The organism is Mesorhizobium sp. INR15 (genome assembly GCF_015500075.1).
Taxonomy (GTDB): Bacteria; Pseudomonadota; Alphaproteobacteria; order Rhizobiales; family Rhizobiaceae; genus Mesorhizobium.
The window spans coordinates 1031512-1058233 of the sequence record NZ_CP045496.1; the positions used below are offsets into that span (position 1 = coordinate 1031512).

At 63.6% G+C, this 26722-nt stretch carries 24 protein-coding genes; 14 read left to right on the forward strand and 10 right to left on the reverse strand.

Going from position 1 to position 26722, the window contains the following annotated elements; translation table 11 throughout:
• Positions 1 to 193: 193 nt before the first annotated feature.
• Positions 194 to 1591, forward strand: coding sequence for a dihydrolipoyl dehydrogenase (lpdA, locus tag GA829_RS04865; protein WP_195177425.1), 1398 nt, complete (start codon positions 194 to 196; stop codon positions 1589 to 1591).
• Positions 1592 to 1755: 164 nt separating this feature from the next.
• On the opposite strand, the gene GA829_RS04870 is transcribed toward lpdA, so the two are convergent.
• Positions 1756 to 2859: a saccharopine dehydrogenase family protein gene (locus tag GA829_RS04870; protein WP_195177426.1), complete on the reverse strand. Its 1104-nt coding sequence runs from the start codon at positions 2857 to 2859 to the stop codon at positions 1756 to 1758.
• 124 nt (positions 2860 to 2983) lie between these two features.
• Here GA829_RS04870 and GA829_RS04875 point away from each other — a divergent pair, with 124 nt between their 5' ends.
• The 3 genes from GA829_RS04875 to GA829_RS04885 all read left to right on the forward strand — a co-directional run bounded on the left by GA829_RS04875 (position 2984) and on the right by GA829_RS04885 (position 6232).
• The gene (locus tag GA829_RS04875) at positions 2984 to 3412 is read left to right on the forward strand and encodes an Lrp/AsnC family transcriptional regulator (protein WP_195177427.1); all 429 of its coding nucleotides are present in this window, start codon (positions 2984 to 2986) and stop codon (positions 3410 to 3412) included.
• Between the two features lie 295 nt (positions 3413 to 3707).
• Complete coding sequence (locus tag GA829_RS04880) at positions 3708 to 5336, forward strand: ArnT family glycosyltransferase (protein WP_195177428.1); 1629 nt, start codon at positions 3708 to 3710, stop codon at positions 5334 to 5336.
• Positions 5333 to 6232, forward strand: a complete 900-nt coding sequence (locus GA829_RS04885; protein ID WP_195177429.1) for a polyprenol monophosphomannose synthase — start codon at positions 5333 to 5335, stop codon at positions 6230 to 6232. Before GA829_RS04880 ends, GA829_RS04885 begins: the two co-directional genes overlap by 4 nt.
• Positions 6233 to 6242: 10 nt before the next feature.
• Here the strand turns inward: GA829_RS04885 and GA829_RS04890 are convergent, their stop codons facing one another.
• From GA829_RS04890 to GA829_RS04905, 4 genes are all read right to left on the reverse strand, one after another.
• On the reverse strand, positions 6243 to 7655 hold the full coding sequence (locus GA829_RS04890; RefSeq protein ID WP_195177430.1) for a HAMP domain-containing sensor histidine kinase: 1413 nt from the start codon (positions 7653 to 7655) through the stop codon (positions 6243 to 6245).
• Between the two features lie 41 nt (positions 7656 to 7696).
• Positions 7697 to 8374 carry a winged helix-turn-helix domain-containing protein gene (locus tag GA829_RS04895; RefSeq protein ID WP_195177431.1) on the reverse strand — a complete coding sequence of 226 codons (678 nt, stop codon included), beginning with the start codon at positions 8372 to 8374 and terminating at the stop codon, positions 7697 to 7699.
• A 117-nt stretch (positions 8375 to 8491) separates the two neighbouring features.
• Entirely contained in the window at positions 8492 to 9286 is a 795-nt protein-coding gene (locus GA829_RS04900; protein WP_195177432.1) for a COG4705 family protein, read from the reverse strand.
• Between the two features lie 34 nt (positions 9287 to 9320).
• A complete protein-coding gene (locus tag GA829_RS04905) occupies positions 9321 to 9578 on the reverse strand; it encodes a hypothetical protein (protein WP_195177433.1) in 258 nt (85 codons plus the stop codon).
• Positions 9579 to 9835: 257 nt separating this feature from the next.
• Here GA829_RS04905 and GA829_RS04910 point away from each other — a divergent pair, with 257 nt between their 5' ends.
• Entirely contained in the window at positions 9836 to 10468 is a 633-nt protein-coding gene (locus tag GA829_RS04910) for a methyltransferase family protein (RefSeq protein ID WP_195177434.1), read from the forward strand.
• Positions 10469 to 10602: 134 nt separating this feature from the next.
• Here GA829_RS04910 and GA829_RS04915 read toward each other — a convergent pair whose 3' ends face one another.
• Entirely contained in the window at positions 10603 to 11088 is a 486-nt protein-coding gene (locus GA829_RS04915) for a hypothetical protein (RefSeq protein WP_195177435.1), read from the reverse strand.
• Positions 11089 to 11127: 39 nt separating this feature from the next.
• Positions 11128 to 11886, reverse strand: coding sequence for an SDR family NAD(P)-dependent oxidoreductase (locus GA829_RS04920; RefSeq protein WP_195177436.1), 759 nt, complete (start codon positions 11884 to 11886; stop codon positions 11128 to 11130).
• A 281-nt stretch (positions 11887 to 12167) separates the two neighbouring features.
• Here GA829_RS04920 and GA829_RS04925 point away from each other — a divergent pair, with 281 nt between their 5' ends.
• The 4 genes from GA829_RS04925 to GA829_RS04940 all read left to right on the forward strand — a co-directional run bounded on the left by GA829_RS04925 (position 12168) and on the right by GA829_RS04940 (position 15995).
• Entirely contained in the window at positions 12168 to 12533 is a 366-nt protein-coding gene (locus GA829_RS04925; RefSeq protein ID WP_195177437.1) for a RidA family protein, read from the forward strand.
• Positions 12534 to 12572: 39 nt separating this feature from the next.
• A complete protein-coding gene (locus GA829_RS04930; protein WP_195177438.1) occupies positions 12573 to 14057 on the forward strand; it encodes a M81 family metallopeptidase in 1485 nt (494 codons plus the stop codon).
• A 35-nt stretch (positions 14058 to 14092) separates the two neighbouring features.
• Positions 14093 to 15325, forward strand: coding sequence for an amidohydrolase/deacetylase family metallohydrolase (locus GA829_RS04935; RefSeq protein WP_195177439.1), 1233 nt, complete (start codon positions 14093 to 14095; stop codon positions 15323 to 15325).
• Between the two features lie 109 nt (positions 15326 to 15434).
• Positions 15435 to 15995, forward strand: a complete 561-nt coding sequence (locus tag GA829_RS04940) for a sugar O-acetyltransferase (RefSeq protein ID WP_195177440.1) — start codon at positions 15435 to 15437, stop codon at positions 15993 to 15995.
• 37 nt (positions 15996 to 16032) lie between these two features.
• Here GA829_RS04940 and GA829_RS04945 read toward each other — a convergent pair whose 3' ends face one another.
• A complete protein-coding gene (locus GA829_RS04945; RefSeq protein ID WP_195177441.1) occupies positions 16033 to 17823 on the reverse strand; it encodes an NAD(P)/FAD-dependent oxidoreductase in 1791 nt (596 codons plus the stop codon).
• A 192-nt stretch (positions 17824 to 18015) separates the two neighbouring features.
• The gene (locus tag GA829_RS04950) at positions 18016 to 18957 is read right to left on the reverse strand and encodes a MurR/RpiR family transcriptional regulator (RefSeq protein ID WP_195177442.1); all 942 of its coding nucleotides are present in this window, start codon (positions 18955 to 18957) and stop codon (positions 18016 to 18018) included.
• Positions 18958 to 19315: 358 nt separating this feature from the next.
• Here GA829_RS04950 and GA829_RS04955 point away from each other — a divergent pair, with 358 nt between their 5' ends.
• From GA829_RS04955 to GA829_RS04975, 5 genes are all read left to right on the forward strand, one after another.
• Complete coding sequence (locus GA829_RS04955) at positions 19316 to 20143, forward strand: ABC transporter ATP-binding protein (protein WP_195177443.1); 828 nt, start codon at positions 19316 to 19318, stop codon at positions 20141 to 20143.
• Complete coding sequence (locus GA829_RS04960) at positions 20140 to 20982, forward strand: ABC transporter permease (protein WP_195177444.1); 843 nt, start codon at positions 20140 to 20142, stop codon at positions 20980 to 20982. The genes GA829_RS04955 and GA829_RS04960 overlap by 4 nt, the downstream gene beginning before the upstream one ends.
• 85 nt (positions 20983 to 21067) lie before the next feature.
• Positions 21068 to 22231 carry an ABC transporter substrate-binding protein gene (locus GA829_RS04965; protein WP_195177445.1) on the forward strand — a complete coding sequence of 388 codons (1164 nt, stop codon included), beginning with the start codon at positions 21068 to 21070 and terminating at the stop codon, positions 22229 to 22231.
• A gap of 292 nt (positions 22232 to 22523) precedes the next feature.
• Positions 22524 to 23615, forward strand: a complete 1092-nt coding sequence (locus tag GA829_RS04970) for a Gfo/Idh/MocA family protein (RefSeq protein ID WP_195177446.1) — start codon at positions 22524 to 22526, stop codon at positions 23613 to 23615.
• A 94-nt stretch (positions 23616 to 23709) separates the two neighbouring features.
• Positions 23710 to 25152, forward strand: a complete 1443-nt coding sequence (locus GA829_RS04975; protein WP_195177447.1) for an amidase — start codon at positions 23710 to 23712, stop codon at positions 25150 to 25152.
• A 250-nt stretch (positions 25153 to 25402) separates the two neighbouring features.
• Here the strand turns inward: GA829_RS04975 and GA829_RS04980 are convergent, their stop codons facing one another.
• A complete protein-coding gene (locus GA829_RS04980) occupies positions 25403 to 26647 on the reverse strand; it encodes a M24 family metallopeptidase (protein WP_195177448.1) in 1245 nt (414 codons plus the stop codon).
• Between the last annotated feature and the right edge of the window lie 75 nt (positions 26648 to 26722).

The following is a 26722-nucleotide window of genomic DNA, read 5'->3' on the forward strand; positions in this document are numbered from 1 at the left end:
GAATGTGAGCTCCCCCTTCTCCCCTTGTGGGAGAAGGTGTCGCCGAAGGCGACGGATGAGGGGTGCTCCAGCCTGATACGCACGGTGATCCTTCGCGCACCCTCATCCGTCTCGGCGCTGCGCGCCGATCCACCTTCTCCCACAAGGGGAGAACGCAAGGCTCGCGCCAGCCATCGCCGAAAGGACAGCTGACATGAGGGAAATCTCCTGCAAACTGCTCGTCATCGGCGCCGGTCCGGGCGGCTATGTCTGCGCTATCCGCGCCGGCCAGCTCGGCATCGACACGGTGATCGTGGAAACCGGCAAACCTGGTGGCACCTGCCTCAATGTCGGCTGCATCCCGTCCAAGGCGCTGATCCACGCTGCCGAGGAGTTCGAGAAGATCGCGCATATGGCCGGCGGCAAGAGCCCGCTCGGCATTTCCGTTGCGGCTCCCAAGCTCGATCTGGCGAAAACCATCGCCTGGAAGGACGGCATCGTTAGCCGGCTGACCAGCGGCGTGTCCGGCCTGCTCAAGAAGGCCAAGGTCAAGACCGTGCAGGGCTGGGCGACGTTCCGCGATGGCAAGACGGTCGAGGTCGAGACCGAAACCGGCTTGCAGGTGATCCGTGCCGAGGTGATCGTCATCGCCACGGGCTCGGCGTCCATCGAACTGCCATTCCTGCCGTTTGGTGGGCCGGTGGTTTCCTCCACGGAGGCGCTGGCGCTGAACGAGGTGCCAAAAAAACTCGCAGTCGTCGGCGGCGGCTATATCGGGCTGGAGCTCGGCATCGCCTTTGCCAGGATGGGGTCCCAGGTTACCGTTGTCGAAGCCTTGCCGCGTGTGCTGGCGCAGTATGACGCGGAATTGACCCGGCCGGTGGTCAAGCGGCTTGCCCAGCTTGGCATCACGGTGATGCTGGAAGCCAAGGCAAAAGGCCTTTCGACCCAGGGCGACGCGCTGCTGGTCGAAACAGCTGACGGCAAGAACGCAAAGTTGGCCGCCGACAAGATCCTGGTCACGGTCGGCCGCAAGCCGGTGACCGAAGGCTGGGGGCTCGACCAGATCGATCTCGATATGGCGGGGAAGTTCATCAAGATCGACGATCATTGCCGCACCTCGATGCGCGGCATCTTCGCCATCGGCGATGTCACCGGCGAGCCGATGCTGGCGCACCGGGCGATGGCGCAAGGCGAAATGGTCGCCGAGATCGTCGCCGGCCATAAGCGCTCCTGGGACAAGCGCGCCATTCCGGCCGTCTGCTTCACCGACCCGGAACTGGTGACGGCGGGGCTTTCACCTGACGAGGCAAAAGCCCTGGGGATCGAGATCAAGATCGGCCAGTTCCCGTTCGCCGCCAACGGCAGGGCGATGACGAAGCTTGGCGAGGACGGGTTCGTCCGCGTTGTCGCCCGTGCCGACAATCATCTGGTGCTGGGCATCCAGGCGGTCGGGCAGGGTGTGTCGGAACTGGCGGCCTCTTTCGGCCTGGCGCTGGAAATGGGCGCGCGGCTGGAAGACATCGCCGGTACGATCCATGCGCACCCGACGCAAGGCGAAGGTTTCCAGGAAGCGGCGCTGAAGGCGCTCGGGCACGCGCTGCATATTTGAGGGCGTGATCTCCCCCCTTGAGGGGGAGATGGCCGGCAGGCCAGAGGGGGTCGGTTCGACCGTGCTCGGCCTCCTGCGACACAAGGAAGCTGGCGCTTCACGCGCGGCGACCCCCTCTGTCGCCTTCGGCGACATCTCCCCCTCAAGGGGGGAGATTAGGCTCCTCAGCTAGCGAGCCGGCTTACCATCTCGTGCTGCGCGTAGGCGCGGCCGAAACGGTTGGCGAGGAATGTGTCGAGCGCGATGTCTTCCTGCTTGACGAAGCCGGTCGCCGGCAGGCTGCCGTCGGCCAGCATGTCGAGCACCGCGCAGATGCCGGATGCCGTGGTGATCTGGATGGCGCTGCGCACGACAGTGCCGACGCGCCTGGAATAGATCTTGTTGGCGTAGGTTTCCTGCAGCAGGCGGCCGTTCTTACGGCCCGAGACGGTGACAAAGACGATGACGACGTCCTGCAGCGTCGCCGGCAGCGCGCTTTCAAAAATGTCCTTCAGCACGTCACGGCGGTGACGCAGGCCGAGATCGTTGAGCAGCGCCTTCATGATCGCGGCGTGGCCGGGATAGCGGATGGTGCGGTAGTTGAGCGTGCGCACCTTGCCTTTCAGCGTCTCGGCCAGCGTGCCAAGCCCGCCCGACGTGTTGAACGCCTCGTAGGTGACGCCGTCGAGCGAGAATTCCTCGCGCTCTTCCAGCGGCGGCACTTCGACCAGCTCGCCCTCGACGATCGCCTCGCAAGGCTCGCAATATTCGTTGATGACGCCGTCGGTGCTCCAGGTCAGATTGTAGTTCAGCGCATTCGACGGGTATTGCGGCAGCGCGCCAACCCGCATGCGCACGCTTTCCAGCGTGTCGAAGCGGCTGGCAAGGTCGTTGGCGACGATGGAGATGAAGCCCGGCGCCAGGCCGCATTGCGGAATGAAGGCGCTCTTGCCCGAGCGCGCCAGTTCCTTGACGCGGCGGGTCGAGACGACGTCCTCGGTCAGGTCGAGATAGTGCACGCCGGCAGTTGCAGCGGCCTCGGCGATGCGCGTGGTCAGGTGGAAGGGGGCGGCACTCAGCACCGCGAACTTGCCTTCGAGAGCCGCTTCCAGCACGCCTGCCGCTTCGATGTCCAGTTCAAGCGTGGCGACAGCGGCCGGCAGTTCCGCCGATCCGAGCTGCGCCGCCGAGCGGTCGACGAGGGTGACATGATAGTCGCCGGTGGCGGCGAGCATCTCCGCGATGGTCGAGCCGATCTTGCCGGCGCCAACGACTACGATTTTCTTCATGGATGGATCCCTCACTGAACGCTTGATTGCTGACGCAGATTCGCAGCTTGCCGGACGAAAAGAAGCGTGGAATTGTTCGAAACGAAACACAGTTCTGAACAATACGCCGACAGGAACCGTCAAAATGCTCAGTGATGCTGAACAGGCCCTGCTTTCCCTGCTGCGCGAGAACGCGCGCGCCTCGACCACCGAACTGGCGCGCCGGCTCGGGGTGTCGCGAACAACAGTGCAGAGCCGCATCGAGCGGCTGGAGCAGCGCGGCATCATCACCGGCTATGGCGTCAAGCTGGCGCCGGACTACGAACAGGGGCTGGTGCGGGCACATGTGCTGCTCACCGTGACGCCGAAGCTCGCCGACAAGGTGGTGCGCAGCCTGCGGGCACTGGCGCCGGTGCGGACGCTGCACTCCGTCAGCGGCAATTTCGATATGATCGTCGTGGCCGACGCGCCGTCGATCCGGGATCTCGACACGCTTCTTGACCAGATCGGTGCCCTGGAAGGCGTCGAGCGGACATCGTCGTCGATTATCCTGTCGACACGGATCGACCGCTGATCGCGCCATGGCTCTTACCGATTTGTAATAAACCGGCAAGACTCTGGCATATCTGATCGGATATGGTACCCAACAAGCAGCTGCGGCCACTGTTCCGGTCACGCCGATAGCTTGTTGAGTTAGAAGTGGGGGCTTCTACCGATGCTGGATCGCAGCTATCCCGTCCGTTCGGGAAAATGGATTTGGGTCGCCGCGACCCTGGTGTATCTTGTCGTCGTCTTTCTCGCTGTTGAGATGCGCGGCCACCGGCCAGTCGCGGACGAACAATCCTATCTGCTTTGGATCTGGTAACCCGATGCAGGTGGATCAGTTGTGGGACGATGTTCGCGCGGCCAGGCCGCTCGTTTCAAACCCACTAAAGCGCCTCCCCGCCTCTCCGGTCGCCCAGCTGGCCATCCTGGTCGTCTTATTCCTGATCCTGCGGATCGGTCTTGCCTCGGTCATTCCGTTGTCAATCGACGAGGCGTACGCGGTTGTTGTGTCGCGCAGTCATTCGCTTTCGTATTTTGATCACCCTCCGCTCGGCTTCGCGCTTGCCCGTCTCATGGCGGATATCACCGGAAGTGAAAGCAGGCTGGTCGTGCGGCTGCCCTATGTCGTGCTCGGCTCGCTCTCGGCGCTGCTGCTGTTCCAACTGACCCGCGATGCTTATGGCGCGGTTGCCGCATTCTGGGCAGCGGCATGGTTTACCGTCGCGCCATTCTTTCTCATATCGGCTGGACACTTCGTGGTGCCCGACGGGCCGCTCGATTTCTTTCTGCTGGCCAGTGCCTGCGCCGCGGCGCCCATGCTTCTCGGTAAAAAGCCGAGCTTCGTTCTGCTGCGATGGGTCATCGCCGGCATCGCGCTCGGCCTTGCGCTGATGTCCAAATATCAGGCCGGGCTGTTCGGCATCTCGGCCTTGCTTGTCCTGGTGTTGACGAAACCCGGCCGGGCAGAACTGCGCATGCCGGGTCCTTGGATCGCCGGCGCCATCGCAGCGCTCGGACTGTTGCCGGTGTTGCTGTGGAACATGGACCACCACTGGATTTCGTTTGCGTTCCAGTCCGGCCGCGGCATGGCCGGGGAAGGTCATGCCATACATCCAGGCAATCTTGCCGTCACGCTGCTCGGCCAGGCGGCCTATCTGTGGCCGCCGACCTGGCTTGTCGCCATGGCGTGCCTATGGCGCGCTGCCGTTAGCGGTTCGGCCGCCGATCGGTTCTTCGTGACGATCGCGGCGCCGCCGGTGGTGTTCTTCGACCTGGTCGCCCTGTTCAGCGCCCATTCGCTGCCGCACTGGTCGATGAGCGGGTTCCTGTTCACGTTTCCGCTTCTCGGCCAATGGTGCGGCAGCCTTGCCGAACGCCGGCCTGGATTTCTGCGGCTGTCGCTTGTCGTCGCGGCCACGGTCGTTTCACTGCTGGCCGTAGGATTCGCCGTGCAGACCCGGACCGGTGCCTTCACGCGAGCTTTCTATGAACGGGCACCGAAATTCGACGTCAACTGGCAGCTCGTCGACTGGTCGGCGCTGACCGGCGATCCACAGAGCAGCGGCCTCGGCGGCGCCGATGCCTACGTGGTCGCATCGAACTGGATGCAGGGGGCGCGGGTTGCCGATGCCCTTGGACCAGACGTGCCGATAGAGGTGCTGCCCGGCGATCCTCGCCATTTCCAGTTCATGGATGACAGACGCCTGAACACGCGAAGCGCTGGGTTCTTTGTCGGGGCCCTGGATTTCGGCAAGGAAGCGCCTCGCGAGCAGGAGTACCGCGACAGTCTGAACGGGCAGTTTGTCGTCGAAGGTCCGCCCCGGCGCCTTATACAGCGCATCGCGGGGTTTCCCGTTTTCGAAATTCTGGTATTGCCGGTCAAACGCGCTGAAGCAACGCAACCGTCGATACAAAGCAAGGACGGGGCAAACGATGGCGGGCCGCGTCCATGAACAAGACGACATATCCAACGCCTGGCGAGGCGGTTGATCTGGCTGCGGATACAAGCAGCATTGCATCGCATCAACACCGCCGTGCGGCGGAGCTGACGGTCGTCGTTCCCACGCTGAACGAGCGCGCCAACATCGGTCTGCTGGTTGCACGGCTAAATAGTGTGCTGCAGGGGATCGACTGGGAAGTGGTCTTTGTCGACGATGATTCAAAGGATGGAACGATTGCCGCTGTCCGCGATATCGCCACCCATGATTATCGGGTTCGCGGCATAAGGCGCATCGCCCGTCGCGGTCTTGCCGGGGCGTGCCTCGAAGGCGTCCTGTCGAGCTCGGCAGCTGTCGTTGCCGTGATGGACGGCGATCTGCAGCATGACGAGACCGTTCTTCCCGCCATGTTCGAGATCATGCGCAATGGCGACGTCGATCTTGTCGTCGCCAGCCGTTACGGCGATGACGGGAGTGCCGATGGCGGATTGACGCGGCTGCGTTCGGGCGGCAGCCGGCTGGCGACGCGCATTGCCCGCTTGCTGCTGAAGGTGTCGATCAACGATCCTATGAGCGGCTTCTTCATGGTGCGCCGTGACATTGTCGATGCGGTGGCGCCGCGCCTGTCGCGGCAAGGTTTCAAGATCCTGCTGGATATTGTCTCGTCTTCGCCGCCGACGCTGCGGATTCGGGAAGTCCCCTATGTGTTCGGACCGCGCCTGCACGGACAGAGCAAGCTCGATTCCCTCGTCGTGCTAGAGTATTTGGGGTTGCTGGGCTGTGCCCGCCAATGGCGCCGGGGAGAGCCGGAGCATCGTGACGCCCGGCCGCCTCCCTCGCGTCGAGAGAGGATGGCCAACCGTAGCGGGGCAAGTTTTCACCGGGTTGGCCGCAGCCATACGATTTCGTAAGCGGCGCGGCTCAGGCAACCGGCGCTTTGGGAAAGCTCACCACCACGGCGAGGCCGGGCTGGCAATCTTCCAGCGAGATGGAAGCACCATGCAGGTCGGCGATCGCCCGAACCAGGCTCAGACCGAGGCCGCTGCCCGGCGTCGAACGGCTGTGGTCCAGCCGGTAGAGCCGCTGAAAGACCTTTTCGCGTTCAGCTTCGGGAATGCCGGGCCCGTTGTCGGTGACGCCGGCCAGGATACGCTCGCCACGGCCGCTCACCGAAAGGTTAATGACCGTGCCCGGCGGACAGTGGCGCAGCGCGTTCTCGACCAGGTTGGCGAACATCTGGATCAGCAGTTCGCGGTCGCCGTGGATCAGGTCCTCCGTCTCGCGCTCCCGTGGCAGCGGCAATGACATGCCGTCATCCTCGGCAACGTCGGAGTAGATCTCGGCGATGGTCTTCATGACCTCGCTGAGATTGAGGTCGGTGAAACGGGCCTTGCGCGCGCCGGCCTCGATCTGGGCGATGCGCAGAAGGGCGTCGAAGGTCTCGTTGATCTGCAGGCTTTCAGCATGAGCTTCGGTTATTTCGCCGGAGACCTGTTGACCAGACGCCGTCTTCTCGGCGGCGGCATCCAGGATCATCTGCAGGCGGTTGAGCGGCGTCTTAAGGTCATGCGCGATGTTGGCGCTGACCTGCTTCATGCCTTCGACCAGTGCTGAAAGCCGGTCGAGCGCCGAATTGACCTGGCCGGACACATCATCGATGTCGTCGCCATTGCCGGTCAAGGGAATGCGGGCGTCGAGCCGGCCGTGCGAGACATCCACCATCGTCGTGGCAATGCCGTCGAGGCGGCGCTGGACACGCGATGCGAGCACCGCGCCGCCGGCCACCGCCAGGCCGGTGATGATGAGCGTTCCCCAGCCGAAGCTCATCATCACGATCGTCTCCAGCTCCTCGGTTTCGGAGAGGCTGAAGGCGATCGTCAGGTTGTTGCCGCCAACCGAACCGGAAAAGGCCCGGTACTCGGAGCCGGCGGGCACACCGGGCAGTTCGGCATTGAACATCGAGAAGCCCTCGGGCAGCCCGGCGGCGGTGAAATTTCCCGCCAGACGATTGCCTGCCGGACCCGTCAGGGAAAACAACTGCTCCTTCTTCGGACTAAGCTGGGAATGGCTCCGGACCGCGGCAACCAGGTCCTCGACATCGCTTTCGGCATAGGTCGCCGCAACCACGGAATAGGTTTCCGTGATGGACTCGTCGAGCCGTTCGGCAAGGTCGGCGCTCATCAGCTGGTAGACGATGGCGCCCGACAGCACGAAGGCCAGAACGAACAGGAAGGCGAAGGTCAGCGCCAGCCTAAAAGGCGTGCTGCGCAGCAGGCTGGAGCCTGTTCCACCCCGATGGTATTGGGCCGAGGTTCTATCTTCCTGCTGGGTCATGATCCTGTCCGAAAACCGGTTCCACGTATCGGGATCATGCTCTAGATCGGCGCATGCAGACTGTAGCCGGTGTTGCGCACCGTGTGGATCAGCTGCGCTTCGAAGGGCTTGTCGACCTTGGCCCGCAGGCGGCTGATGTGGGTTTCAACGACGCTGGTCCTGGGATCGAAATGAAAGTCCCAGACGCGCTCCAGCAGCATGGTCCGGGTGATCACCCGCCCTTCGCCGCGCATCAGCACTTCCAGAAGACTGAACTCGCGTGGCTGCAGGTCGATCACCTGGCCCTGCCGCGTCACGCGGCGCATGATCAGGTCCATCTCGAGATCGGCGACCCGCAAGGTTGTCTTCTGCTCCTGCGCCGCCGGCCGCCGGCCAAGCGCGTTGATGCGAGCCAGCAGTTCGGAGAAGGCGAAGGGTTTGACCAGATAGTCGTCGCCACCGGCCTCGAGCCCCTCGACCCGGTCGTCAATGCCGCCGACCGAGGTGAGAAAGATCGACGGCGTCCGCACCCCGGCGGCGCGGGCGGCCTTGATCATCGAAAGCCCGTCGAGCCCAGGGATCATCCGATCGGCGACGATCACGTCATAGCTGCCGCTGGTCGCGGCATAGAGCGCGTCATGGCCGTTGCGCAGCAGGTCGCAGACATGGCCGGCTTCGGTCAGCCCCTTGACGATATAGTCTGCCGTCCGTGGATCATCCTCGACAAGGAGAAGGCGCATGGTTGTTTCGGTCCGTTGACGGCATCAGGGATAACACTGCCGGGAGCCACTTCCTAGGCTCACGAGCTTGGCGCCATTGTGTCGGAGATGGCGGTTCATCTCTTGCCTCGCCTGATCCTACTCCGATTCAACAAGCAGCGCGTCGGCCTCGGTGGCGCTGCTCCTCAGCGTCATGTAGACAACAAGGGCGACAATGCAGCCAAGGAAGATCAGGCTGGTGTAGGTCGTGCCGAAGCCCAGGCCGCCATATTCGACCGGCTGCGACAGCAGGTCGCCAAACGAGGCGCCAAGCGGACGTGTCAGAATATAGGCAAGCCAGAAGGCCAGAATGCCGTCCAGATTGACCAGGTAGTAGGCGAGCGTGATGAGCGCGATGACGCCACCGAACATCAGGCCGCTGACAAGGTAGCCCATGTCAAAGGTTTCGGCGACCAGATCACCGGCGGCGGTGCCGAGCGAGAAGGTGAAGAGGATCGCCAGCCAGTAGAAGATCTCACGTTTCGTCGTGAATATGGTGTGGATCGACAGCGTTCTTTCGCTGGCGTACCAGACCGCGAAGGTGGCGGCGAGCACGACGCTGAAGGTGATTGTCGTCGTCTGCAGGCGGACGCCGAAATTGTCCACGAGGTTGTCGGTGACCAGCGTGCCGACAACGCTGATCAGCACCACCGCCAGCCAGTAGGCCCAGGGCACGTAGCGCTTCTGTGCGAATTGCAGCACCAGGGCGACAATCAGGACGCCGCTCATGATCAGCGATGTGACCGTCAGGCCAAGGCCGAGGTTGACGGCGAGGTAATCGGCGGCGGTTTCGCCCATGGTCACCGCCATGAGCTTGATCAGCCAGAAGTCGAGGGTGACCTCCGGAACCCGGTTGAAGGCAGGTCCGGTGGCTTGGGTTTTCAGCGCGGGCATGATGGCGTCCTGACGTTGATTGGCTGGTTGGGAATTACTTGCCCATGATCTTCATGGCCTGAGCGAAGAAGTCGTCGGCGCGCTTGTCGTCGTCGGCGTTGCAGCGCTCGACGCCCTTGGCTTCCAGGTCCGCGACCTTCGTCTTGTCGTCGGCGCTGAGCGTTGCCGTTGCCTCGGCGGCGCGCAGGGTTTTCAGTGTGTCTTCGCAAGGCGCGGTTGCCGCGGACGCGGATGAGAGCGGGCCTGAGACCGCGACCGCCGCGAGAGCAGCGGCAAGAATAAGTTTCTTCATGTGAGGTTTCCCCTTTGAGGCCGGCTTGCCGCCGGGTTCCGTTGATTCCCGGCAAGGCAGGCCGGTATCAGCAAGGTAGGGACGCGACTTCACCTCCATCTGTCCCAGGGGTTACAATTTCGTAAGAATGGAGGCAGGTTCCGCAAAGCCTCTTTACGGATGCCTCGCGGCCAGCCGATAGAAGAACGCGATGGCATTGCCCGGCCATCGGGATTGTGATCAATGCTCTTCGGTCAGCCTAAGCCAAGGAAACCGCAATGACCTATGCGTCTCTCAAGCCGGCCTCGGAGGCTTTTCTCCAGCACAAGCGGATCATCTTTGTCCGCGTCGCGGCGGTGCTCGCGGTGGTCTTGCTGTTCTGCGCCAAGCCGGCCCTGATCGAGGGATCGGACGGGCATGAGATGCTTGAGTTTATCGGCTTGAGTCTGGTGCTGGTCTGCGTCGCCGGGCGGCTATGGAGCATTCTCTATGTTGGCGGCAAGAAGAACCAGGAGCTGGTTTCGAAGGGGCCGTTTTCGATAACCCAGAACCCGCTTTATTTCTTCTCCACGGTCGGAGCCTTCGGCATCGGCCTGATCTACGGTTCGGTGCTGGCGGCCGTGGCACTCGGCCTCGCCAGCTTTGTCATCTTCAGCGTCACCGCGCGCAAGGAAGCCGAGTTTCTGTTCGGCAAGTTTGGTCCTGCCTACCTCGCCTATGCACAGCGCACGCCGCGGTTCTGGCCCAATCCGTTGCTTTACCGCGATCAGGATGAGATTCAGTTCTCGACGCGGGCCTTGCGGCGGACCTTTTATGACGGGCTCTATTTCCTGGCGCTTTTCCCGGCCATCGAAGCCGTCGAATATCTCAGGGCGAGCGGCCTCTTCCCGGCATTGCTGACGCTGTACTGAGCGCCGCTGTGAATGGCGGGTGGCGCAAGCTCTGACGTTCACCCGCACCCCCACCGCCTTGAACCGGCCAGGCCGGTCTCTTGCTTGAGCAAGATCTTTTCCGAAAACCGGTACCCACTTTTCGGGATCATGCTCTAGCTGCCAAGCGGATGCGGCATGTAGCCCACGAAGCCTGCTATCTTCCAGCTGCCTTGCACCTTGCTGCAGAAATAGAGCGTCTGCCATTTCAGCCTGTCGACGCTACCATCCGTCTTGGCAACGGAACCGTCGAACTTCTTGTGCAGCACGGCGCGGTCGCCGTTTACGTCGATGTCGCGCATGTTGGTGACGCGAAAAAGCGCCTCGCGCAGCGGTTCGGCGAATTTGGTCGCGGCGGTTTCCTTGGCCTGGCGAAGCCATTCGTCGCGATAGACGGTCAGCGTCGGGAACTGCAGCCGCCAGGCGTCGGCATTGCTGAGGAAATGTGCGTGCATGCCGAAGAAGCTCGCGGCAACGAAGTCGTCCTCGACCATCGACCAGTCCTGGCTGATGAAGGCATCGATGTCGCGCCGCACCAGCATTTCCCAGAGCGCGTGACGGTCGGCGTCGCCGACGGGAAAGGGGTTCTTGTCGAAATCCATTGCTATTCTCCTGTCTATGACTGTGGTGCGGGTGGCCGTTCAGCCACCGATCTGGTCCAGAAACGGCAGGTTGCCCGCCATCAGGCCGGCGTCGACATTCAAGGTCGTGCCGGTAATGCCGCTGGCGAAGGGCGATGCCAAGAAGGCGGCGGCGCGGGCGACCTCGGCCGGCTCCACGAGTCTTCCTAGCGGGTAGAGCTTGCCGACCGTGGCCATGATCTCCGGCTTCCCGGCCAGCCGATGCTCCCAGGCTCCGGTCCTGATCGAGCCGGGCACGACGGCATTTGCCCGGATGTTGTTGCGGCCCTCCTCGGTGGCGATTGCGCGCATCCAGGCATTCAGCGCCGCCTTGGCGGCGGCATAGGCGGGGTTGCCGAAATGCGCCTGTGCATTGACTGAGGAGATGAACACGAAGGCCGCCCCCAGCGGCTGGTTGCGCATTGCCGGCAGCAGCGCTTTCGACAGAAGCGCGGCGCTGCGAAAATTCAAATCCATCTCGTGGTCGAGCGCGGCGGTCGAGACATCGGCGAGGGTTTCGGCGCGCGTCCAGCCGGCGTTGGAAATCACCGCCGCCGGCGCGGCGTCGCGGCTGACCCGGGTGGCGAAGTCCTCGACGGCCTTGTCGTCAAGCAGATCGAAATGGTGGGCCTCGGCAATTCCGCTCGCCGTGAGGTCCATCTCGTCGCGATCGGCGGCAATGACCCTTGCGCCGCATGCCGAGAGAATTTCGACCAGGGCACCGCCGACACCGCCGCCAGCACCGGTCACGATCACGTTGCGACCGCCGAAATCGATCATGCCATTCCCCGCCTGACTGGTGTTCCCATCCAATCCTCTCTCGCCGAGCCGCTGGATGCAATCAACTGAAAGACAGGATGCTGTTGCGCCTGTAATAAAGCAACACAAACTCCAAAAATATGTTGCTTTCCAACAGGGCCTCTATCAGGATCGTGCCGATAGGCGTAGACGACCGGCCAGCAAATGGGGTCAAATCGCGCGGCCAGAGGAAATCCGCCGAACGGCACAAGCGATATCCCATAAGCCAGGTGTGTCCCCATCAGCTCAACAGGAGATCTTTCTTGCCCAAGCAATGTTTTGGAACATCCCATGTCCCCTTGTCGCCCGCCGTCCGCGCCGGCGACTTTGTCTACATCTCGGGCCAGGTTCCGGTCGGCGGTGACGGGCTCGTCGTCAAGGGCGGCATATCGGAGCAGACCGAACAGGTGCTCGCCAACGTCACGGCGGCACTGGCCCTGGCCGGCTGCACCATGGACGATGTCGTCAAGACGACGGTCTGGCTGGAAGACGCGCGCGACTTCGGCGCCTTCAATGTCGTCTATGCCAGGCATTTTCCAAAGAACCCGCCGGCTCGCACCACTGTGGAATCGCGGCTGATGATCGACATCAAGATCGAGGTCGAGGCCGTCGCCTACAGGCCGGTCTGACGCCGCCTTCCGCCTTCCGCAAACAGGAACCACTCGCCGATGCGTGTCTTCACAGCCTCGCTTGCTACCGAGACCAACACTTTCTCGCCGGTATCGACCGACCGGTCGTCCTTCGAGATGGCGTTTTACGCGCCACCTGGAAAACATCCGGAAACGCCGACACTCTGCTCGGCGCCGATACCTGTGCTGCGGCGTCGGGCCAAGGCCGAGGGCTTCACGCTGATCGAGGGTACGGCGACCTGGGCCGAGCCCGGCGGCTATATCAGGCTCGATGTCTATGAGGCACTGCGCGACGAGATCCTTGGTCAATTGCGTGCCGCCATGCCGGTGGATTGCGTGGTGCTTGGCCTGCATGGCGCGATGATCGCGCGCGGGCTTGAGGACTGCGAGGGCGATCTGCTAGCCCGCGTCCGCGAGATCGTCGGACCAGACGTCATCGTCGCCGCCGAACTCGACCCGCACAGCCAGCTGACCAGAAAGCGTGTCGCGGCGGCGGACATCCTGGCGGCCTTTCTCGAATTTCCGCATACCGATTTCGTCGAGCGCGCCGAGCATGTCGTCGAACTGGCATTGGCGGCAACGCGCGGCAGGATCAGGCCTCTGATCTCGACCTTCGATTGCCGGATGATCGATGTTTTCCCGACCAGCCGCGAGCCGATGCGCTCTTTCGTCGACCGCATGAAGGCGCTGCAAGGCAAGGATGGCATCCTGTCGGTGTCGCTGATCCATGGCTTCCTGGCCGGCGACGCCGCGGAGATGGGAACGCAGGTCATTGTCGTCAGCGACAATGACCGCGGCGCCGGCGATGCGCTGGCGGAACGGCTTGGCCATGAAGTGTTTTCCATGCGCGGCACAACCGCCATGAACAGCGTGACGGTCGGTGAGGCCATCGGCCGGGTCAAGGCCGGCGGCCATGGCGACAAGCCCTTCGTGCTTGCCGACATGTGGGACAATCCCGGTGGCGGCACCGCCGGCGACAACACCGCCCTGCTGCGCGCGCTGGTCGAGAGCGGCATCAAAAGTGCCGGCGTCGCCACCATCTGGGACCCGCAAGCGATCGCGCTGGCGCAAGGTGCCGGCGAAGGTACCGTGCTCGACATCCGCATCGGCGGCAAGACCAGCCTCGCCAGCGGCCAGCCCTTCGACGGCCTGTTCGAGGTCCGCCGGCTGGTGCCCGAAGCCTGGCAGTCGTTCGGCAAAAGCCTGGTGCCGCTCGGGCCGTCCGCCGTGCTCAGGCTGGCCGGCACGGAGATCGACATCATCATCAACACCAACCGCACGCAGACCTTCGAGCCTGACATTTTTTCCAATCTCGGCATCGATCCGTCGGCCAAGCAGATGCTGCTGGTCAAATCGACCAACCATTTCCATGCCGGCTTCGCGCCGGTTGCGCGCGAGATCATCTATGTGGCGGTCGAAGGCTGCTACCCGAACAATCCGCGCACCACCGACTACCGCCGGCTCAAGCGCGCGATCTGGCCGATCGTCGCCGATCCGTTCGAGGCCGATGAGGCGGCGGCCTGAGGCAATCCGGATGAACGAAGCGGAGGCGAGAGCGGATGCGGATTGATCTCCTTTTCAAGGGTGGCCGGCTGATCGATCCGGCGTCGGGGCTCGACGCCCCACGCGATCTCGCCATCGCCAATGGCCGCGTGGTCGCGGTCGAAAGCGACATTCCGACGGACCGCGCCACGCGCGTCATCGACGCCAGCGGCTGCGTTGTCACGCCCGGGCTGATCGACCTGCACAGCCACGTCTACTGGGGCGGCACATCACTCGGCGTCGATGCCGACCGCCTTGCCGCCAAGAGCGGCACCACGACCTTCATCGACGCCGGCAGCGCCGGCGCCGGCAATTTCCTCGGCTTCCGCCGCCATGTCATGGAGCGCTCGAAGGTGCGCATCCTGGCCTATGTCAACATTTCCTTTGCCGGCATCTTCGGGTTCTCGCAGACCGTTTCAGTTGGCGAGTGCAGCGACCTCGGGCTCTGCAACCCACGCGAGGTTGTCGCGGCGGCGCGCGAGCACCGCGATGTCGTCGTCGGCGTCAAGGTGCGTTCCGGGCGCCATGCCGGTGGCACCAGCGGCATCGCCCCGGTCGACCTGGCGCTGGAGGCCGCCGACCAGGCCGGCCTGCCGCTGATGGCGCATATCGACGAGCCGCCGCCCGGGCGTTCGGAAGTCCTGCCGCGTCTGCGCCGGGGCGACATTCTCACCCACTGTTTCCGGCCTTTCCCCAACGCGCCGGTCTTCGCCTCGGGCGCGGTGCGGCCAGACATGCGGCTGGCGCGCGAGCGCGGCGTCATCTTCGACATCGGCCATGGCATGGGCTCGTTCGATTTCGCCGTGGCCCGGGCGATGCTGGCCGAAGGGCTGGCGCCCGACGTGATCAGCAGCGACGTGCATCTCTACTGCGTCGACGGTCCGGCCTTCGACATTCTGGTGTGCATGTCAAAGCTGCTGGTGCTCGGCATGCCGTTGGTCGAGGTTCTGCGCGCGGCAACCCAAGCGCCGGCGCAAGCGATCGCGCGGCCTGACCTCGGCACGCTCGCGGTTGGCACCGTTGGCGACGTTGCCGTGCTGCGGCAGCGGCCAGGCCGTTTCACCTTTGTCGACGCCGTCGGTGCCTCGCTGGTTGCCGACCAGAGGCTGGTTTCGGAAGGCATCGCGATCGGCGGCACCTGGTGGCCGAACGAGGCGGACGACCACGACGAGACGGAGCGGTTCGAGGCGCATGCGGATGAGTCGCATGTCGCTGTCGCGGCCCGACATTTCGGGCATGGGCATGATTGAGGGCCTGTCCCGGGATCAGATGGATTCCAGCCCTCCTGCTTTGCCGCTACACTCGGCGAATCTCGGTGCTGCCCTCTCGCGCCGGACACGCGGCCGAGGAAAACGATGAATGTCGAATGAGGGCAATCCCAAGATAGTTCATGGCAGGACGCCGCAATCAGCGGCGATGCTGGCAAACGTCAAGCGAGCGATGGCGATCACCGCCCGGCTTAACCGCCTGACGTTCAACGATGCGGACGAAGTTCGCGCCTTGTTCAGCGAACTCATCGGCAAGCAGGTGGACGACAGCTTTTTGCTGATCCCGCCCTTCTATACCGCCGGCGGTGACGAAATCCGTATCGGGCGCAATGTCTTCGTCAACCAGAACTGCACGTTCTATGACCTTGGCGGGCTCGACATCGCCGACGACGTGATGATCGGGCCGAACGTGAGCATCATCACCACGGGCCATCCGCTTGAGCCGTCGCAGCGCCATGCCGTCACGATCGGAAAGCCTATTGTGATCGGGAAAAACGTCTGGATCGCGGCAGGCGCCACGATCATCGGCGGTGTGACGATAGGCGAGAACTCTGTTGTGGGCGCGGGTTCCGTGGTCACCAGGGATGTCCCCCCGAATACACTTGTCGGAGGGAATCCGGCGCGGGTCATTCGCTCGATTGGCGACGGCTGAAGGAGCCGCCGGACACGAGAGATGATGAGCGTCTGCTTTATCTGTCGGAGTTGCTGGGTGCGCCATAAACCGGCGTTGCAATGCCTTCCATCCGCGCCTTGATCTGCAGCGCCACGTATTTCGAATAGAAGCGCGACAGGGCAAGGTTGCCGCCCTGGAACCACAGCGCCTGTTGCGCCGTCGGCTTCCACATGTTGCGGAGCTCGCCTTGCCATGGCCCCGGATCGCCCTTCACGCCTGAACCAATCCCCCAGCACGGGCCGACCTTGTCGGCGACCTCGCGCGAGACGATGCCGGCCACCGTCTCGTTCATGGACTGATAGCCGGTGCAGGAGATGATGGCGTCGACGGCAAGCTCGGTGTCGTCCTCGAACAGGATGCCATCAGGCGTCAGCGATTTGATGGCGGTGCCGCCGCGCACGCCGATCTGGCCATCGATGATCAGTTCGGAGGCGCCGACATCGATGTAGTAGCCTGAGCCGGTGCGGTAGGCCTTCATCAACAGGCCGGTTTCGTCGTCGCCGAAGTCGATGGCAAAGCCGGCGCCGCGCAAGCGGTCGTAGAAGGCCGCGTCGCGCGCCTTGATCACTTCGTAGAGGGCCTGCTGGCTCTTCGGCAGCAGCGCGAAGGGCGTCGAGGCGACGATCATGTCGGCCTTCTCGGTCGTGATGCCGCGCGCAAGCGCATTCTCCGAAAAGATCTCGAAGCCGACTTCCATCAGCGTGTCGGACTTCACCACCGTGGTTGGCGAGCGCTGGATCATCGTCACCTTGGCGCCGCTTTCCCAGAGATCGACGCTGACATCATGTCCGGAGCTGGCGGCGCCGATGACGGCAACCTTCTTGCCGCGAAATTTCTCGCCGCTGGCATACTGGCTGGAATGCAGCAACTCGCCCTTGAATAGCTCGGCTCCCGGCAGATCGATCCGTCGCGGCGGGCCATAGGCGCCGGTAGCGAAGACGATGTGCTTCGGCTTCAGCGTGACGCGCTGGCCGACACGGTCCACCACCACGGTCCAGACCTTCCCGGCCTCGTCGTAGCTGGCGCTGACGCACTTGGTGGCGACCCAGTAGTTGAGCTCCATCACCCGCGTGTACATTTCCAGCCAGTCGCCCATCTTGTCCTTGGGCGTGAATACCGGCCAGTTTTCCGGAAACGGAATGTAGGGCAGATGGTCGTACCAGACCGGGTCGTGCAGCACGAGCGAGCGGTAGCGGTTGCGCCAGGAATCACCCGGCCGGGCATTCTTCTCGATGACGATGGTGGGCACGCCGAGCTGCCGCAGCCTTGCGCCCAGCATGATGCCGCCCTGGCCGCCGCCGATGACCAGGCAATAGGGCTGTTCGCTGCCGCCGAGCTCGCGCGTCTCGCGTGTCCTTGCCTCCGACCAGGTCTCGCGGTTGGGGTCGGCCTTGTGGCGCACGCCGAGGGGCCGCGCCGCGCCCTTGCGCTCCTCGAACCCCTTGAGGTCGGTCATCGCCGTGAACAGCGTCCGGCAGCGGCCGTCGCGCAGCCGCATGACGCCCTGGCCCCAGGCCGACGCGGTCTCGAAGCTGAACCAGGCCTCGATGGTGCCCTCGTCCGACACCGCTTCGCCGGTCAGTTGCCAGGCAGACGGGTTGGTTGCCGCAAGCGTGGCCTTCAGCATGTCCTCGATCGCCGCGCGGCCTTCCATGGTCTTGATGTTCCAGGTGAAGGTCAGGAGGTCACGCCAGTAGCACTCGTCGACGAAAAGGTTGCCGGCTGCGGCCACATCGCCTGTTTCGAGCGCCCGCGCTAGGGAATCAAGCCATGCGGTGGCCTGTTTCGATGGTGCCATGTCGAGCATTTTTTCCTTCATCCCTTTCAAATCGGTGCGACCGGATCTTTCCTTCTCCCCCTGTGGGAGAAGGTGGCCTCGCGAAGCGAGGTCGGATGAGGGGTGCTCCAGCTTGGCGATGCCGGCACTCAGTCCAACACCCCTCAACCGTCTCGGCGCTGCGCGCCGATTCTCCCACAGGGGGAGAAGGAAGAGCGCCCCTCAATCCCCCAGCGGCTCCATCTCCTTGCCGGTGCGGTGGATTTGGGCGTTGTACTTGATACGGCGGACGGTCTCGCGGGCCGCGCCATCGAGCTTGTAGGCGGTGGCCACTGCCAGCAAGTCGATCGCCGCGAGAAATGCGTAGCGCGAGGCCGTCGGCTTCAGCGTGTCGGGGTATTCTGCTACCGCCACCGTCAGCCGCACATCGCAGGCGCGGGCGAGGTCGGTATCGGGCGCGGTAACGCCGATCGCGTTGGCGCGGTAATGCTTGGCAAGCTCGACGGCCTCGATCACTTCGCGCGTGCGCCCAGTCGCCGAGAGGGCGATCACCAGGTCGTTGGGCTTCAGGGTCGAAGCGGTCATACGCATCAGATAGGGGTCGCACTGGGCGTTGACGGTGATGCCGTAGCGAAACAGCCGGTACTGGGTTTCCTGCGCCAGCGCGGAAGAACTGCCGCCGAGACCGAACACCGTGACCTGGCGCGCCCTGGCGATGAGCTCGGCGGCCTTCTGCAGCTGCGCCGGATCGATCTGACGCTCGGCTTCCTGCAGCGCCCGGCGCGCCTCGCCGAACACCGCGTTCCAGAACGGCATGCCGTTGTCGCCGCTGGTGACCGGAGGCTTGCTCAGATAGAGCGCGCCGACGACCAGGCTTTGCGCCAGCTTGAGCTTGAAATCACGCACGCCCTCGCAGCCAATGGCGCGGCAGAAGCGGGTCACTGTCGGTTCGCTGACGCCGGCGCGCTGGGCCAGGGCGGCGTTCGACGCGTCGACCGCGTATTTAACATCGTCGAGCACGACATCGGCGACGCGCCGCTCGGCTGGGCGCAATTCGGCGTAGGTGTCCTTGACCAGCGAGATGATGTCGGGGATGCGCCGGATGTGCTCGCGCCCATCGGCGTCGCTGTCCGATATCCCTGCCTGGCTATCAGCTTCGGTCATATGGTCGGGTCTCTCCATGCTTTGCGGACCGAAGCTCTTACCATGTTTGCAGGCCGGCGTTCCACGCGCTTGGAGGCGTCACAACTGCTGCGTGCCGCAAGGGTATGGCACCCGCTTTGCCCGCTCATCCCGACCGCAAGGCCCCGCCCTGTGTTTCACCGGCTTTCCCGCAGTATGTAGGAAAGCAACACGCATTTCAAGATAAAGAAAATCGTTATAAAACAGACAGATAAAAGACGATAGACGTTGACCTTGCTCTAAGCTGGCTGTCCGCGCTTGACAGGAAAGTAGGATAGTTACAGACTGATTTTATGCGGATGGATGACCATTGGATCATCCCGCAATCTCAAAGGGGCGCATGAACGTGGGCGATGCACCAACCCCGAAACTTGGCGTGCAGGCAGCGACCAAGATCTACCGCACGGCTTCCGGCGATCTGCTGGCGCTGGACCGCTGCAGCCTCGATGTCAGGGCCAATGAAATCGTCTCGATCGTCGGCCCGTCCGGCTGCGGCAAGACCACGCTTCTGTGGTCGATGTCAGGCCTGCACAGCCTGACCAGCGGCGAGATTCGTCTCGACGGCAAACCCATCTCGGGCCCGCATCCCGATATCGGCATCGTCTTCCAGGAAGCGAACCTGCTGCCGTGGCGCAATCTTGATGCCAACATTCGCTTTCCCTTCGAGATCAAGGGCGAGAAGCCCGACCGCGCCTGGATCGCGCATCTCCTGAACCGCGTCGGGCTGGATGGGTTCGGCGGCAAGTTCCCGCGCGAACTTTCGGGCGGCATGCAGCAGCGCGCGGCGATCGTGCGCGCGCTGGCGCTGAAACCCTCGGTGCTGCTGATGGACGAGCCGTTCGGCGCGCTCGACAGCTTTACCCGCGAGGAGATGAACCGGCTGGTCGAGGAGATCTGGCTCGATACCAAGACCACCATTGTCTTCATCACCCACAGCATCGAGGAAGCGATCTTCCTGTCCGACAGGGTGGTGGTGCTGAGCTTGCGGCCGGGACGTGTCGCCAAGGAATATCGCGTGCCGTTTCCAAGGCCGCGGTCACTGGAGATCATGGCGACGCGGGAGGTTTTCGATCTCACCAACCGGATCAAGATGGACATTGTCGGCGAACGCACGCGTCCTGAGGTAGCCGAGCGCACCACCGCTGAAATCGCGAGGATCAGGCCGTGAGCGACGCCATCCCGGAATTCTCGAAAACAAAGACCGGCGATGGCCATGAGGTCAGCCTGACCAACCTTTCCGCCTTCGCCAGCGGCCCCGGCATCAAGTCGGGCAAGGAAGTCGCCGCCATTCTGGCCGTGGCCGTGATCATCATCGGCGGCATCGAACTGGCGCTGCGGCTGTTGCTTGTGCCGCTCTACATCATGCCGCCGCCAAGCTCGATCGCCTATGCGCTGTTCGACGAGTTCCCGCTGATCGCGCCGCATCTGGGCTACACGCTGGTCGAACTGCTTTCGGGTTTCACCATCGGCGCCATCATCGGCCTGGTGCTGGCCGCCGTGATCACGCAATTCCCCTTCGCCGAGAAGATTGTCGCACCCTACATCCTGCTTCTGGTCACCACGCCGATGCTGGCGCTGGTGCCGCTTCTGATCCTGCGCTTCGGCTTCGGTTACACGCCGCGCATCATCGCGGTGGCGCTGGCGGCCGGGCCGATGGTGATGATCAACGCGGCCACCGGGTTCCGCCGTGTCGACAGCGCCAAGATCGCTTTGGCGCGGTCCTACGGCGCCAGCACCTTGCAGATTTTCTGGAAGATCCGCGCGCCGATGGCGCTGCCGATGATCCTGGTCGGGCTGATGATCGGCGCCATCTTCGGGCTGCTGACAGCGGTCGGCGCCGAAATGGTCGGCGGCGGTTTTGGCCTCGGCAACCGGCTGACCACCTATTCGTCGATGATCCAGATGCCGCAATTCTTCGCGGTGGTGCTGATCCTGTCGACGCTCGGCATCCTCATCTACGTCCTGTTCTTCCTGATCGGCAAGAAGTGGGCGAGCTGGGAGGCATAGGGACAACGACTTGACGCGGAAGCAGACAACGCCCGGGAGGCGGGCGGCAAGGCAAGACTGACAATCAACAAAAAAGGGGAATGCCATGACCAAAGAGAATTCCATCAGCCAGGCGGGAATCAGCCGCCGCTACTTCCTGCAGGTCACCGGCGCCGGGCTGGTGACGGCGACCGCGCTCGGCGCATCGGGCCTCAGGGCCAAGGCCGAGCCCTACGGCAAGTTCACCTGGATCTCGCCGCGCGGCACGCTTGAAGTGCTCGACGACTATCCCTACTGGGCGGCCAAGAAGGCTGGCTATTTCGACGGGCTCGACACCGACATGCAGCCGGGTCCATCGGACGGCACGGCGACCGTGAAGTTCGTCGATGTCGGCCAGGCCGACATGGGCTTTCCGTCGCCCGGCGTGTTCTCCTTCGCCATCCAGAACGGCATGAAGCTGAAGTCGGTGTTCCACATGGGCGCCCGCGACACGTTCAGCATCGCCTTCCGCAAGGGCGAGGGCTCGAACGACCTGAAGAAGCTGGAAGGCAAGACCATCCTGCTCGGCTCGGCCGCCTGGCAGTCGATCACCGATCCGCTGCTGGCCGCGCAAGGCGTCGACATCAAGAAGGTGAAATATGTCGAGGCCGGCTGGCCGACCTGGGGCACGGCATTGGCTGGCGGCCAGGGCGACGCGGCGCTGGCCTGGGAAGGCCTGCGCGCCGAGTGGATCGCCAAGGGCCTCGACTTCGAATACTGGCTCGGCGTGAAGAATTCGAAACTGCCGGCTAACACCTTTGTCGTGCGCGCCGCCGATCTCGCGGACCCGGACCGCAAGGCGTTCCTGGAAAAGTACCTGCGCGGCTGGGCCATGGGCCTCGAATTCGGCTACCAGAACCCGCGCGCGGCGGTCGAAGCCGTGTTCGAGCAATTCCCGACGCTGGCCAAGAATCTCGGGCCGGAACTCGGCACGACATCGATCCTGCAGCAGATCAATGTCTTCCGTGGCGACATGGACAAGCGCGGCGGCTGGGGCTCGCACGACATGGCGAGCTGGCAGGGCTTCTTCGACGAGATCCACAAGATCGGCCAGATCACCAGCCCGGTGAAGGCAGAGGATGTCTGCAGCAACGAGCTGATCGAGGCGGCCAATGCTTTCGACAAGGCCAAGGTCAAGGCCGATGCCGATGGCGTCAAACTGTCGGAGGGCTTTGCCGCGCTCGATGTCGAGAAGATCAAGGCGCATCTGTTCGACTCGGCAATCAAGTAAGGGCGCAAGATTGGGCAATGTCGGCTCCGCCCCTCATTGCCCTGCCGGGCATTTCTCCCCGTTTAGGGACGGGGAGAAAGACGCTGCCATCGATGGCTTCGCCAATCGCCGGCACTGCAAGAAGGCGCCAACATCGCGGTCATCTCCCTTCTCCCCGTCACTATACGGGGAGAAGGTGCCGGCAGGCGGATGAGGGGCAGCGCAAACCTAAAATGATTGCCTTAGGCAATTGTTCAATGCGGGCGGTGGCGCAGTTGCCGTCCAAGATTCAATCAAAACTTGGGAGCTCGTGGTGGCCGAAAAAGTAAAAGTGCTGGTGGTTGGCCTGGGCAATATGGGCGCGTCGCATGCCAGCGCCTATCACAGGCTCGACGGTTTCGAGATCGTCGGCATCATGAGCCGCTCGATCAAGAGCAACACGAAGATCCCGGCGGAATTGTCGACCTATCCGCTCTATGAGGATTTCGACAAGGCGCTGAAGGAGACGAAGCCGGACGCCGTCTCCATCAACAGCTGGCCGAACACGCATGCCGAATATGCGCTGAAGGCCATTGATGCCAATTGCCATGTGTTCATGGAAAAGCCGCTGGCCACCAACAACGAGGATGCCGAGAAGGTCGTTGCGGCGGCGCGGGCGAAGAACCGCAAGCTGGTGCTCGGCTATATCCTGCGCGTTCATCCCTCTTGGATCAAATTCATCGAGGTCGGCAAGACGTTGGGCAAGCCGCTGGTCATGCGCCTCAACCTCAACCAGCAGAGCAGCGGCAGCGCCTGGCACTGGCACAAGAACCTGATCGATTCGCTGATCCCGATCGTCGATTGCGGCGTGCATTATGTCGACGTCATGTGCCAGCTGACGGGCGCCAAGCCGGTGCGCGTGCATGGCATCGGCGCCAAGCTGTGGGCGGAAGCCGACAAGCAGAATTACGGCCATCTCCACGTTACCTTCGATGACGGTTCGGTTGGCTGGTATGAGGCGGGCTGGGGCCCGATGATGAGCGAGACCGCCTATTTCGTGAAGGATGTTGTTGGGCCCAAGGGCGCGGTTTCCATTGTCGCCGGCCAGCAGGCGAGCGCTGCCGCTGACGCCGCCGAAGTTTCGAACTCCGCCGATATCGACCGGCACACCAAGACCGACGCGCTGAAAATCCACTACGCGCAGGTCGATGGCGACAAGAATTTCTCCAAGCCCGACGAGATCGTCAGCATGGAGGACGAGCCGGGTCACCAGGAGCTTTGCGACCGCGAGCAGGCGTTCTTCCTGCGCGCCATCCGCGAGGATCTCGACCTGACGGAGCAGATGGATGCGGCGGTGAACAGCCTGCGCATCGTGCTGGCCGCCGAACAGAGCATCGAGCAAGGGCGGACCATCGAACTGGCCTGACGTCATCCGGCGATTGGCGCTGGAGCCAGACACGGGCGCCGCCACGGCAAGGTGCGAGGATGCCGTTGGCGGGAGCATTGCAAGGGAGAGAGATATGGCCGCTGTCACTGACAGTCTGTTGCAGACTTATGCCGAGTCCGACGCGCTTGATCTGGCCGGCCTGGTGCGGAGCGGCCAAGTCACACCAGCAGAACTGGTCGAAGCGGCAATCACGCTGGTCGAGCGGCTCAACCCGGCGCTGAACGCGGTCGTTCATAGGCTCTACGACATGGCGCGCGCCCAGGCCGGAACTGTCGACAAAGATGCGCCCTTCGCCGGCGTGCCGTTCCTGCTCAAGGAGCTGGCGTCGTCCTGGACCGGGGCGCCGAACACCAATTCCTGCGCCTTCCTGAAAGACATCGTCGCCGACTTCGATACCGAGGTGGTCCGCCGCATGAAGGCCGCCGGGCTGGTGCTGATCGGCAAGTCGAACGCGCCGGAGAATGGCTGGTCGATCACGACGGAGCCAAAACTCTATGGCGCGACGAAGAACCCGTGGAAGGAAGGCATCACGCCGGGCGGCTCAAGCGGCGGTGCCGCCGCCGCCATCGCCTCGCGCATGGTGCCGATCGCCGAAGCCAGCGATGGCGCCGGCTCGATCCGCATCCCGGCGTCATGCTGCGGCATTGTCGGGCTGAAGCCGTCGCGTGGCCGCGTCAGCCTCGCGCCGTTCGGCGACTATTGGTATGGCGGCGCCTATTTCCTGTGCTGCTCGCGCACGGTGCGCGACACCGCGGCCTATCTCGACGCGGTGGCCGGGGCGCTGCCTGGCGATGCCTATACGCCGCCGGTTCCCGATGGCAGCTGGCTCAGTCTCTCGTCGCGTGCGCCGAAGAAGCTGCGCATCGGCTTTACCGTGACACCGCCGAACGGCACGGTCATCGACGCGGAGGTGAAGGCGGCTGTTCTGGCCACCGTGGCTGCCCTCGAGGGTCTTGGGCACCATGTCGAGGAGCACGACATGCCGCTCGACGCCAATGCGGTCTGGGCGACCTACACCAACATGACCTGCGTGCAGACGGCAGCGACCTTCGATTACCTTGAAACAGTGGTCGGCCGGCCGGTGACGCCAAGGGATGTCGAGGCGGTGACCTGGGCGATCATCGAGCGCGGCCGCTCGACCAGTGGCATCAGGCATGTCTCGGATGTCGAGCAATTGCGCCAGATCGGCCGCGACATCGTCGGCGATCTCACCGCCTATGATCTGTTCATAACACCGACGCTGACGCAGCTGCCCAGGCCGCTCGGCTATTACGACATGTCGGAAACCGACATTGACCGCTACAACGCCAAATGGGCGGACTCGGTGTTTGCCTACCCCTTCAACATCTCCGGACAGCCGGCGATCTCGCTGCCGCTGGGCTGGTCGAAAGGCGGCGTGCCGATCGGCGTGCAACTGGTCGGCCGCTATGGCGACGAGGCGACGGTGCTGGCCGCCTCCGCGCAGTTGGAACAGGCGATGCCCTGGAAGGAAAGGCGGCCGCCGATAAGCGCTTAGCTGCCCGGCACGGCAAGGGCCGAGCGGTGAATAGTCCGGCATCCACGCTCTATCGCACCCCCCTCTGTCCTACCGGACATCCCCCAGTTGGGGGGAGATCGGCTGTCGTGATCGCTGCCGCTGATTTTCAACTTAGCAAGAAGAGGGGCTGGAGCCGAAGCTGCCAATCTCCCTCCTTGTGGGGGAGATGTCCGGCAGGACAGAGGGGGGCGCCGTGGAGAACAAACTTTGCGGGAACGCCCCACCCTCGCTATCCGATGACCTCCAGCCGTCGCGGCAGGCGGTTCATGGCGACAGGTCCATCCGGCGTGATCAGGAACTGGTCTTCGAGATTGAAGCTGGCGAGGCCGTCGATATAGAGCGGGACCTCGAAGGCCAGCACCATGCCGGCTTCGATCACCACTTCGCTGCCGGCCGAGATGAATGGCCATTGTTCGGAGAATACCGACTGGCCGACGCCGTGACCGAAATGGCCACGGCGGTAGGAAGGCAGGCCTTGCCGCGCCAGGCTCGCGGTTGCGACGCGGTGCACGCTGCCCAGCGACTTGCCGGGCATGAGCGCGGCCAGTCCGTCGTCGAAGGCGCGTTCGGCGATGGCATGCAGTTCGGCCTGGTCGGCCGACGGCGGTCCGAAGATGAAATTGCGCGACATGTCGGAAGCGTAGCCGCCAACGGTGCAGACCATGTCGGCTTTCAGCGGATCGCCAGGCATGGCGATCGCGTCGGCACCCTTGGGCCAGGCGCCCAGCGTTACGTACTCGGCGGTCGCGACAGGATGGGACAGTCCTGCCGCCGCGCTGGAAACTCCTTGCCGATAAAGCGCGACGAGGTCGGCCTGACGCATGCCGGCCATGGCATCCACCTGCAGCCGCTCCAGCCCGGCTTCCGACAGGATGATGCCTTGCCGGAGATGTTCGATCTCACGCTGCGACTTGATCGACCGCAACCTGTCCAGGACCGGCGCGCCGTCAACCAGCGTCGAGGTCGGCAACTGCGCCTGCATGACGGAAAAATCGGCGGCGGCGATGAAATCCAGATCGACGCCGATGGTGGTGCGATCCAGTCCGAGTTCTGCGAGGATTGTTTTTAGCTGATCCAGGGACCGAGCGAGCTCGAACGTCGCGGGCCGTGAAAATTCCGGTGCGCGGCCTGATGATTTCAGGCCAGCCTCGATGCGTTCAGCAAGCGGTTGCGCAGATGTCGAGGCAGCCAGCGTCGCGGTTTCGATCCAGATTGGATGGTCGCGGATGATAGCGCCCGGCATTGCCGCGCGAACCTGTGGTGCGTTGAAATCGCCGACCACGACTCCGATCGGCAAATCGCCTCGGTCGGGGATGACGACAAAACCCGCGCCGGCGCGGCGAAACAGGCCGGCCGGTCCGATCCACGCGCCGGTCGCATAATGGAATGCCTCCGGCGCGCATAGCACCAGCGCCTGTATGCCGGCGCGTTGCATCAGCTGCGTGGCGCGTTCGCGGTCGATATACCCGGTCATTGTCGTCTCCGAATGTCTTGAGGCAGCGGAGCATTCCGGAGGTCGACAATCAAGCGTCGGTCGGGCTGGCCGGCT

Bases quoted from the DNA above. Each gene is read 5' to 3' on its own strand.
- GA829_RS04975 (WP_195177447.1), top strand. From the start codon at position 23,710: ATGGCCGCTGTCACTGACAGTCTGTTGCAGACTTATGCCGAGTCCGAC.
- lpdA (WP_195177425.1), top strand. From the start codon at position 194: ATGAGGGAAATCTCCTGCAAACTGCTCGTCATCGGCGCCGGTCCGGGC.
- GA829_RS04920 (WP_195177436.1), bottom strand. From the start codon at position 11,886: ATGATCGATTTCGGCGGTCGCAACGTGATCGTGACCGGTGCTGGCGGC.
- GA829_RS04930 (WP_195177438.1), top strand. From the start codon at position 12,573: ATGCGTGTCTTCACAGCCTCGCTTGCTACCGAGACCAACACTTTCTCG.
- GA829_RS04870 (WP_195177426.1), bottom strand. From the start codon at position 2,859: ATGAAGAAAATCGTAGTCGTTGGCGCCGGCAAGATCGGCTCGACCATC.
- GA829_RS04905 (WP_195177433.1), bottom strand. From the start codon at position 9,578: ATGAAGAAACTTATTCTTGCCGCTGCTCTCGCGGCGGTCGCGGTCTCA.
- GA829_RS04895 (WP_195177431.1), bottom strand. From the start codon at position 8,374: ATGCGCCTTCTCCTTGTCGAGGATGATCCACGGACGGCAGACTATATC.
- GA829_RS04910 (WP_195177434.1), top strand. From the start codon at position 9,836: ATGACCTATGCGTCTCTCAAGCCGGCCTCGGAGGCTTTTCTCCAGCAC.
- GA829_RS04965 (WP_195177445.1), top strand. From the start codon at position 21,068: ATGACCAAAGAGAATTCCATCAGCCAGGCGGGAATCAGCCGCCGCTAC.
- GA829_RS04980 (WP_195177448.1), bottom strand. From the start codon at position 26,647: ATGACCGGGTATATCGACCGCGAACGCGCCACGCAGCTGATGCAACGC.
- GA829_RS04890 (WP_195177430.1), bottom strand. From the start codon at position 7,655: ATGACCCAGCAGGAAGATAGAACCTCGGCCCAATACCATCGGGGTGGA.
- GA829_RS04900 (WP_195177432.1), bottom strand. From the start codon at position 9,286: ATGCCCGCGCTGAAAACCCAAGCCACCGGACCTGCCTTCAACCGGGTT.
- GA829_RS04875 (WP_195177427.1), top strand. From the start codon at position 2,984: ATGCTCAGTGATGCTGAACAGGCCCTGCTTTCCCTGCTGCGCGAGAAC.
- GA829_RS04950 (WP_195177442.1), bottom strand. From the start codon at position 18,957: ATGACCGAAGCTGATAGCCAGGCAGGGATATCGGACAGCGACGCCGAT.
- GA829_RS04955 (WP_195177443.1), top strand. From the start codon at position 19,316: ATGAACGTGGGCGATGCACCAACCCCGAAACTTGGCGTGCAGGCAGCG.
- GA829_RS04945 (WP_195177441.1), bottom strand. From the start codon at position 17,823: ATGCTCGACATGGCACCATCGAAACAGGCCACCGCATGGCTTGATTCC.
- GA829_RS04880 (WP_195177428.1), top strand. From the start codon at position 3,708: ATGCAGGTGGATCAGTTGTGGGACGATGTTCGCGCGGCCAGGCCGCTC.
- GA829_RS04915 (WP_195177435.1), bottom strand. From the start codon at position 11,088: ATGGATTTCGACAAGAACCCCTTTCCCGTCGGCGACGCCGACCGTCAC.
- GA829_RS04885 (WP_195177429.1), top strand. From the start codon at position 5,333: ATGAACAAGACGACATATCCAACGCCTGGCGAGGCGGTTGATCTGGCT.
- GA829_RS04940 (WP_195177440.1), top strand. From the start codon at position 15,435: ATGTCGAATGAGGGCAATCCCAAGATAGTTCATGGCAGGACGCCGCAA.
- GA829_RS04935 (WP_195177439.1), top strand. From the start codon at position 14,093: ATGCGGATTGATCTCCTTTTCAAGGGTGGCCGGCTGATCGATCCGGCG.